An 8,638-nucleotide genomic window follows, 5' to 3' on the forward strand; every position below is an offset into this window, starting at 1 on the left:
CCGGCGTCAGTACATCCACGCCTCGTAGGACAGCACGTCCCCGGCCTCGACCCGCGCCTCCTTCCAGTCCCTGGTGACGGTCACCTCGCGGCCGAGGATCCGGCCCGTCTCCGGATCGAGGACGACCATCTGACGCGCCCCGGTGCCGTGGTCGTCCCGCGTGACGTAGGCCTGTCCCCGCCGGCCGAGCCGGTCCGTCACCGTTCCGGCCGGCCGCAGACCGTCTGACCGGGCGAGCAGGGTGGTGATCGCGGCGGTTTCCCGCGGTCCGGGTGTCCAGTCCCCGAGGAACTCCGACACGTCGTCCAGCAGGCCGGCGGCCGGTTCCTCTGCCGAGGAGCCCGCCCGTTCGTCCCGGTCGAAGTACGCGCGGAGGGCGTCCGGGGTCTGCGGCGGGGGAGTGGTGTAGAGGCTGTTGCCGGCCAACGCCCCCGCGGGGTAGGTGTCATGGCGGATGACATGGCCGTCGTCCACCGCCCGGGCCTTCACCCCGCTGCCGTCGATGACGGGCCTGCCGGGGTGCCGCGGGTCGGTGGCGACCTCCAGCAGCGAGCCGCTGCCGTCCCGGTTCCAGCGCAGATACCGCTCCTGGGGCACGGGCACCGGCGGCCGGGCGCCGGGGCCGGACTCCATGGCCAGGGCCCACTCCTGGACATGGCTGCCCGGTTGGGCGTGCCGGTCCGCGCCCGGGCGGCGGGCCAGGGTCTGGGCCCGGTCGGCGATCCGGGCCAGGGGCACGGCCGAGGAGCCGTCGGTCACCAGGGGAGCGGGGGCCGCGACCGCCACCGGCGCTCCGGGCCCCGACAGGGTCAGGGTGACCGCGGTGACGACGCCCGCGACCGTCGCTGCCAGTCCGTACAGCAGACGGCGGGGACGACGCTGCCGGAGCGGGGCCGCGCCGCGCCCGGCTTCCCCGGACGGGCCCCCTCGGTCCCGGAGGAGTGCCGCCAGGTGCCGTTCGGCGCCGGCGTCCAGCGGACGGTCCCGCAGGCGCGGGTCGTCGGCCGGTACCGGGTTCGCCCGGCGCAGCAGCTCCCACGCGTCGTCCACCGGAGGCTCGTCCCTCACCGGCCGTTCCCCGCCCTCCGGCACCTCGTGGCCCTTCGCCACCTCGTGGTCCTTCGAGACTCCGTGGTCCTCCGGCACCCCGAGACCCTCCGGAACTCCGTGGCCCTTCGGCCCCTCGGCGCCCATCGGCACCTCATGATTCATCGGCCACTCATCGCTCATCGACGCTTCCTCGTCCCCGCCACGCCGGCCGTTGCGTCCGCCGCTTCGCCGGCTGCTTCGTCCGCTGTCGGCTCGCCGCGCGGATCCGTGGTGTCCAACGTTCCGATCACCGTGCGCAGCCGTTGCCGCGCGCGGTGCAGCCGCATCCCCGCCGCCGTGGTGCTGCACCCCAGCGCCAGTCCGGCCTCCTCCAGGGTCAGTTCCTCCCAGGTGGTCAGCCGCAGCACCTCCTGGTCCGCCTCGGGGAGCGTGGCGAGCGCCTCGCGCACCCAGGCGCCGGGCTGTTCGGCGTCGGGGCCGGACAGCACGCGGGGGCCGCGGGTGGCCTCGTGGTGGCTCAGGCGTTGCAGGAGCCGCCGGTACCGGCCGCGGCCGCGCACCGCGTTCGCCAGGCAGTTCCGGGCCACCCCGTACAGCCACGGCAGCATCGTCTCCGGTGCCTCGGCGCGGCGCCGCCAGGCCACGGAGAAGACCTCCGCGACCACTTCGTCGACCTCCCACGTCTGCCCGTCGAGCCGACGGGCCACATAGCGGCTGACCGCCCAGTAGTGCTCGCGGTACGCGGCGGCGAAAAGGTCGTCCCTGCTCATGATCTGTTCGTGTCCGGCACGGTTCGCATCCTCACACCTCGCGATGTGAGCGTCGTCACCGTCCCGGCGGGGGCCGCGGGCGCGGGTGAGACGCCGGTCACGTGCGCCGGTGAGCTGTGACGTTCCGAGCGCTGCCGGACACCAACAGGGCATGAGCGAGACAGACCCGGCCCACGAGCCGTCCACCGCCGCGCGCACCGGATGGGTGAAGTGGCTGACCACCACCGATCACAAGACGATCGGCACGCTGTATCTGGTGACGTCGTTCGCCTTCTTCTGCCTCGGCGGGCTGATGGCGCTGCTCATGCGCGCCGAACTGGCCCGTCCCGGCACGCAGATCATGTCGAACGAGCAGTTCAACCAGGCGTTCACGATGCACGGCACGATCATGCTGCTGATGTTCGCGACGCCGCTGTTCGCCGGATTCGCGAACTGGATCATGCCGCTGCAGATCGGCGCGCCCGATGTGGCGTTCCCGCGGCTGAACATGTTCGCCTACTGGCTGTATCTGCTGGGTTCGCTGATCGCGGTAGGGGGCTTTCTGACGCCGCAGGGTGCCGCGGACTTCGGCTGGTTCGCCTACGCCCCGCTGTCGGACGCCGTGCGCTCCCCGGGCGTCGGCGCCGATATGTGGATCATGGGTCTGGCGCTCTCCGGCTTCGGCACGATTCTGGGCGCGGTCAACTTCATCACCACCATCATGTGCCTGCGGGCCCCCGGCATGACGATGTTCCGGATGCCGATCTTCACCTGGAACGTGCTGCTCACCGGGGTGCTGGTGCTGATGGCCTTCCCCGTCCTGGCGGCCGCGCTCTTCGCGCTGGAGCTGGACCGGAAGTTCGGGGCGCACATCTTCGACGCGGCCAACGGCGGGGCGCTGCTCTGGCAGCACCTCTTCTGGTTCTTCGGCCATCCCGAGGTGTACATCATCGCGCTGCCGTTCTTCGGCATCATCTCCGAGATCGTCCCGGTCTTCAGCCGCAAGCCGATGTTCGGCTACATCAGCCTGATCGGCGCGACGATCTCCATCGCCGGTCTCTCGGTGACGGTGTGGGCGCACCACATGTATGTCTCGGGTGGCGTGCTGTTGCCGTTCTTCTCCTTCATGACGCTGCTGATCGCGGTCCCGACCGGGGTGAAGTTCTTCAACTGGATCGGCACCATGTGGCAGGGCAGCCTGAGTTTCGAGACGCCGATGCTGTGGACGGTCGGCTTCCTGGTCACCTTCCTCTTCGGTGGTCTGACCGGTGTGATCCTGGCGTCGCCGCCGATGGACTTCCACGTGTCGGACTCGTACTTCGTGGTGGCGCACTTCCACTACGTGGTGTTCGGCACCGTGGTGTTCGCGATGTTCGCCGGCTTCCACTTCTGGTGGCCGAAGTTCACCGGCAAGATGCTGGACGAGCGGCTCGGCAAGATCACCTTCTGAACGCTGTTCATCGGCTTCCACGGCACGTTCCTCGTCCAGCACTGGCTGGGCACCGAAGGCATGCAGCGCCGCATTCCGGACTACCTCGCGGCCGACGGGGTCACCACGCTGAACACGGTCTCCACCATCGCGTCGTTCGTCCTGGGGCTCTCCTTCCTGCCGTTCCTCTACAACGTCTGGAAGACCGCCAAGTACGGCGAGAAGATCGAGGTGGACGACCCGTGGGGCTGGGGCCGTTCGCTGGAGTGGGCGACGTCCTGCCCGCCGCCGCGGCACAACTTCGTCAGCCTGCCGCGGATCCGCTCCGAGTCCCCGGCGTTCGATCTGCACCACCCGGATGTCGCGGCCGGCGCACTCGGCGGCACCCGCAATCTTCCGGTAGCAGCAGCCGGTGAACTGCGCCCGCCGGCCCCTCGCGCGGGCGGCACCGGCGTTGCCTCCGAGCGGAACTGACCGGGAAGGGGATACCAAGGAGTTCCGGACCAGGGAGGTATGCAGTTGACGAGCACCGACGCCCCCGACCCGCACGGGGTCACCGCCGGGATCAACCGGATCGAGGGGTATCTGCTGTGGCAGGCCGCAACAGGCGGCGCCGAGGAGCGGGCCGAGGCGTTCTGCGACCGGCTCCCCTGGCTCACCACGGGCCAGCGCGAGGAGGTCGAACGCGTCTACGTCCAGGACCGGCTGGACGACGCCCGGCGCGACCTGCGACAGGTCGCCGCCCGCTGCGAGGAGCTCCGGGAGGAGTACCGGACCCGCTACCGCACCCTGCGCAGACGCCTGGTCGCGGCCTGTCTGCTGGCCGGATGCGGGCTGGTGTTCGTCACCCTCCTCGTCCTCGGCCTGCGGGGCGCACCGGCGGGGTGAGGGCGCGGCGGGGCGGATGCCGGGCGCGGAGGGCGCACCTGGGCGAGGGTGTTCGCGTCCCCGCGGCTCACCCGGGCGAGGGTGTACGCCTCCCCGCGGCTCACCCCGCAGCGCCCTCCGCGGGCGGTGGGCCCCCGTCCCCCGCCGGCACCGGCGGCCACTGCCCCGGGACCAGGACCCCGAGGGCGTACGCCCGGGCCACCAGTGCGGCCCGGTTCGGGGCCCGCCACCGACGGGACAGCTGCGTCAGGTGGTAGGTGACCCCGTCCACGGTCAGTCCCACGGTCCGGGCGATGGCCGCTGTGGTGTGGCCCGCCGCGGCCAGCGCCAGGATCCGCCCGGCCATCGGCCCGACCTCCGGCGGCCGGTGCGCCGGGGGCCCGTCGCCGGCGGCCCGCGCCGCGTCCGTCCGCCGCAGCATCACCAGCAGCCCGGGGGGTCCGCCGGTGTCCTCGCTGACCGGATCGACCATCAGCTCGCCCTCGTACACCGCCCCGTTGCCCTCGCACACCGTGCCGCCGGCCGTCCAGCGCACCGTCAGCGGATAGCGTGACCGTCGGCCCAGGTGCAGTGCCTCGGTGATCCGGTCCAGTTGGGCCGAGGCCTGCGGGCGGAAGAGCTCGAGGATGTTCCGGCCGACGAGCTGTCCGGCCGTCCGCCCGAACTCCGCGCCCATGGCGGGATTGGCCAGCCCGATGCCGCCGTCCGCGCTGCACAGGGCGAGCGGCAGCGGCATCCGGTCGAACAGCACCAGGAACCGGTTGCGCCAGGAGACCACCTCGTCACGGAGCGGCCCCGGCCGCTCGCCCGGCCCCGAGTGCTCGCCGGGTCCCGGCCGCTCGCCCGGTCCCGACTGTTCGCCAGGCCCTGCCGGCCGTCGGCACTGCGACAACGGAACGCCCCCTTCCGTGACAGCGGGACCACCTCCCGCACACCGCGCCCGGCCGAATGCGCGCACGGCGCCCGGCCGAATTCGCGCACCGCGCCCGGCCGGACTCCGGACCGTGCGAGCGCAAGCGCGTGCCCCGCCGATCCCCTACATGTTTCCGTAGTCCTCGCGCTCGGAACGGTACGCGACGCGGTCCAAGGTTGAACCAGGTGCCCCTCCGGCCCCGTACCGCACCACCACGGGCGGTCCGGGGAGCGGGCACCCGCGTACCCCTCCTCCAGCGGAAGCAGCACAGGTGATGACGACCGACACGACCGTCAGGCCGGACCGCGACGAGATCCCCGTCGTGGACATTTCGCGCACCGGCCCCTCGCACACGCCCCTCCAGCAGGCCATGGAGCAGGCCCGGCTGCACGGCCCGGTGTTCCGCCGCCGGCTGCACAGCATCGAGACGCTGTTCGTCGGTTCACTGGACCTCGTCACGGAACTCGCCGACGAGACCCGGTTCGCCAAGCACATCGGCCCCGCCCTGGAGAACGTCCGGGAGGTGGCCGCAGACGGGCTGTTCACGGCGTACAACGACGAGCCGAACTGGGCCAAGGCGCACGACGTCCTCATGCCGGCCTTCGCCCTCGGCTCCATGCGCACCTACCACCCGGTGATGCTGAAGGTCGCCCGCCGGGTGCTCGCCGCCTGGGACGCCGCGGCCGCCGCGGGCCGGCCCGTCGACGTACCCGACGACATGACCCGGATGACGCTGGACACCATCGGACTGGCCGGATTCGGCTACGACTTCGAGTCCTTCTCCCGGGCGGAGATGCATCCCTTCGTGAGTGCGATGGTCCGCTGCCTCGAATGGAGCATGACCAGCCTGGGCCGCGCCCCCGGCGGCGACCACAGCGTCCAGGACCGTGCCTTCCGCGCCGACGCCGACTATCTCGCCGCCGTGGTCGACGAGGTCATCGGGGCCCGGGCGGCCGGCGGGGACCGGTCCACCGACGACCTCCTCGGGCTGATGCTCGGCGCCCCGCACCCCTCCGACGGCACCACCCTGGACCTGGCCAACATCCGCAACCAGGTCATCACCTTCCTCATCGCGGGACACGAGACCACCTCGGGCGCCCTCTCCTTCGCCCTGTACCACCTGGCCAAGGACCCCACCGTGCTGCGCCTCGTGCAGCGGGAGGTGGACGCGCTCTGGGGCGACACCCCGGACCCGGACCCGTCCTTCGAGGACGTGGGCCGGCTCCGCTACACCCGCCAGGTGGTCAACGAGGCGCTGCGGCTGTGGCCGACCGCGGCCGCCTTCGGGCGCCAGGCCCGCGAGGACACCCTGCTGGGCGGCCGGATCCCGATGCGGGCCGGTCAGGCCGCCGTGGTCCTCACCCCGATGCTCCACCGCGACCCGGCGTGGGGACCCAACCCGGAGCTGTTCGACCCGGCCCGCTTCGGCCCGGAGGCCGAGGCGGCCCGCTCACCGCACGCCTACAAGCCCTTCGGCACCGGTGAACGCGCCTGCATCGGACGGCAGTTCGCGCTGCACGAGGCCGTCCTCCTGCTGGGGCTGCTGGTGCACCGCTACCGGCTGACCGACCACGCCGACTACCGGCTGAAGATCAAGGAGACGCTCACCCTCAAGCCCGAGGGCTTCAGCCTGACGCTCACCCCGCGCACCCCCGCCGACCGCGCCGGCGACCGGACCGCACTCGCCGTCCACGCCATGGACGCGCCGGCCGAGGACCCGGCGGCCCCGGCCGGCGCGGACGCGCTGCCCACCCGGGTGGTGGCCGGTACGGACCTGCTGGTCCTGCACGGCTCCAACTACGGCACCTGCCGCGCCTTCGCCGGGCAACTGGCCGACGAGACCGGGGAACTCGGGTTCACCGCACCCGTCACCGCACCCCTCGACACGTATGCCGGCCGGCTGCCCACCGACCGTCCCGTGGTCGTCGTGGCCGCCTCCTACAACGGCCGCCCCACCGACGACGCCGCGGCCTTCCTGTCCTGGCTGGAGCAGGCCGGGCCGGGAGCGGCCGACGGCGTCACGTACGCCGTGCTCGGCGTCGGCGACCGCAACTGGGCGGCCACCTACCAGCGGATCCCGACCCTGCTCGACGAGCGGCTGGCCGAGCTCGGCGGCACCCGGCTGACCGAGCGCGGCATCGCGGACGCGGCCGGCGACCTGGCCGGCGGCGTGCGCGCCTTCGCCCGGAGCCTGCGGGGATCCCTGCTCGACCGCTACGGCGACCCGCTCTCCGCCGGGGCGGACCCCGCCGCCGCTGAGCGGACCGGCGGCGAAGGGGCGTACACCGTCACGGAGCTGACCGGCGGCCCCCTGGACGCGCTCGCCGCACGCCACGGCCTGCTCCCGATGACCGTCACCGAGTCCCACCCGCTCACCGCCCCCGGCTACCCCCGCGTCAAGCAGTTCGTCCGGCTCGCCCTCCCCGACGGCGTCGAGTACCGCACCGCCGACCATCTGACGGTGCTGCCGGTCAACGACGCCGCTCTGGTGGCGCGCGCCGCGGACGCGTTCGGCGCCGACCCCGACACGGTGCTCGACATCAGGCCGCACGGCGCCGGCCGCGCCGCGCTGCCGGTCGACCGCCCGGTGACCGTACGGCAGCTGCTCGCGCACTTCGTCGAACTGCAGGACCGGCCCACCGCACCGCAGGTGGCGCTGCTCGCCGGACACAACCCGTGCCCGCCGGAGCGCGCCGCGCTCCAGGCCCTCGCCGACACCCCGGAGGCCCTGGCCGCGGACCAGCGCACCCTGCCGGACCTCTTCATGGACCACCCGGCCCTGCGCGGCGCCGTCCCCTGGCCGGTGCTGCTGGAGCTGCTGCCGCCGCTGCGCCCGCGCCACTACTCGATCTCCTCCTCGCCCGCCGGCGATCCGCGCCACGCCGACCTCATGGTGTCGCGGCTGAGCGGACCGGCCCGCTCCGGACGCGGCGAGTACCACGGCACGGGGTCGGGCTTCCTGTCCGGCCTGCGGCCCGGGGACGTCGTCCACGCCCGGGTCCAGCCGTGCCGCGAGGTGTTCCGGCTGCCCGAGGACGCCGCCACGCCGCTGATCCTCGTCGCCGCGGGCACCGGACTGGCACCCTTCCGCGGTGCCGTCGCCGAGCGCGGGGCGCGGCTCGCGGCGGGGGAGCGCCTCGGTCCGGCGATCTGCTACTTCGGCTGCGACGACCCCGAGGCCGACTACCTCCACGCGGAGGAGCTGCGGGCCGCGGACGCCCTCGGCGCGGTGTCCATGCGCCCGGTCTTCAGCGAATGCCCCGAGAACGGGCTGCGCTTCGTGCAGCACCGCATCGCCACCGAGGCGGCCGAGGTGTGGGACCTGCTGGCGGACGGCGCCCGGGTGTACGTCTGCGGCGACGGCCGCCGGATGGCGCCGGGGGTCCGCGAGGCCTTCACCACGCTGTACGCGGCCCGCACCGGAGCGGACCAGGGCGCGGCCGAGGCCTGGCTCGACGGCCTGATCGCCGACGGGCGCTATGTGGAGGACGTCTACGCGGCGGGCTGATCCGGAGCGCACCGCGCGGGCCCGCCCCCTCAATTCCCACCGGTGACAGCGGGGCCGGGACGGCCCGCGGCTGTCGTGTACCACCACTGCTGCGCTGCGGG

Annotated in this window: 5 protein-coding genes and 1 pseudogene; 3 read left to right on the top strand and 3 right to left on the bottom strand. The window is 73.3% G+C overall.

What is annotated here, in order from left to right; all coding sequences use genetic code 11:
- Nucleotides 1-6: 6 nt before the first annotated feature.
- Nucleotides 7-1,230, bottom strand: coding sequence for a CU044_5270 family protein (locus ABT112_RS03720; RefSeq protein WP_351505143.1), 1,224 nt, complete (start codon nt 1,228-1,230; stop codon nt 7-9).
- Complete coding sequence (locus tag ABT112_RS03725; RefSeq protein ID WP_351505145.1) at nt 1,227-1,820, bottom strand: RNA polymerase sigma factor; 594 nt, start codon at nt 1,818-1,820, stop codon at nt 1,227-1,229. Before ABT112_RS03725 ends, ABT112_RS03720 begins: the two co-directional genes overlap by 4 nt.
- 205 nt (nt 1,821-2,025) lie before the next feature.
- On the opposite strand from ABT112_RS03725, the pseudogene ctaD reads away from it, so the two are divergent.
- A pseudogene (gene ctaD / locus ABT112_RS03730) lies at nt 2,026-3,597 on the top strand (aa3-type cytochrome oxidase subunit I); the annotation flags it as partial.
- 144 nt (nt 3,598-3,741) lie between these two features.
- Nucleotides 3,742-4,116: a hypothetical protein gene (locus tag ABT112_RS03735; protein WP_351505146.1), complete on the top strand. Its 375-nt coding sequence runs from the start codon at nt 3,742-3,744 to the stop codon at nt 4,114-4,116.
- A gap of 100 nt (nt 4,117-4,216) precedes the next feature.
- Here the strand turns inward: ABT112_RS03735 and ABT112_RS03740 are convergent, their stop codons facing one another.
- The gene (locus ABT112_RS03740) at nt 4,217-4,894 is read right to left on the bottom strand and encodes a PAS domain-containing protein (RefSeq protein WP_351505147.1); all 678 of its coding nucleotides are present in this window, start codon (nt 4,892-4,894) and stop codon (nt 4,217-4,219) included.
- A gap of 409 nt (nt 4,895-5,303) precedes the next feature.
- Between ABT112_RS03740 and ABT112_RS03745 the strand changes: the two genes are divergently transcribed.
- Nucleotides 5,304-8,537, top strand: coding sequence for a cytochrome P450 (locus ABT112_RS03745; RefSeq protein WP_351505149.1), 3,234 nt, complete (start codon nt 5,304-5,306; stop codon nt 8,535-8,537).
- Nucleotides 8,538-8,638: the final 101 nt, after the last annotated feature.

Origin of the sequence: Streptomyces sp. NPDC002055 (genome assembly GCF_040296705.1) — a bacterium.
GTDB lineage: Bacteria > Actinomycetota > Actinomycetes > Streptomycetales > Streptomycetaceae > Streptomyces.

Excerpts from the sequence above, each read along its gene's own strand:
- ABT112_RS03720 (WP_351505143.1), bottom strand. The coding sequence starts at position 1,230 with ATGAGCGATGAGTGGCCGATGAATCATGAGGTGCCGATGGGCGCCGAG.
- ABT112_RS03725 (WP_351505145.1), bottom strand. The coding sequence starts at position 1,820 with ATGAGCAGGGACGACCTTTTCGCCGCCGCGTACCGCGAGCACTACTGG.
- ABT112_RS03735 (WP_351505146.1), top strand. The coding sequence starts at position 3,742 with ATGCAGTTGACGAGCACCGACGCCCCCGACCCGCACGGGGTCACCGCC.
- ABT112_RS03745 (WP_351505149.1), top strand. The coding sequence starts at position 5,304 with ATGACGACCGACACGACCGTCAGGCCGGACCGCGACGAGATCCCCGTC.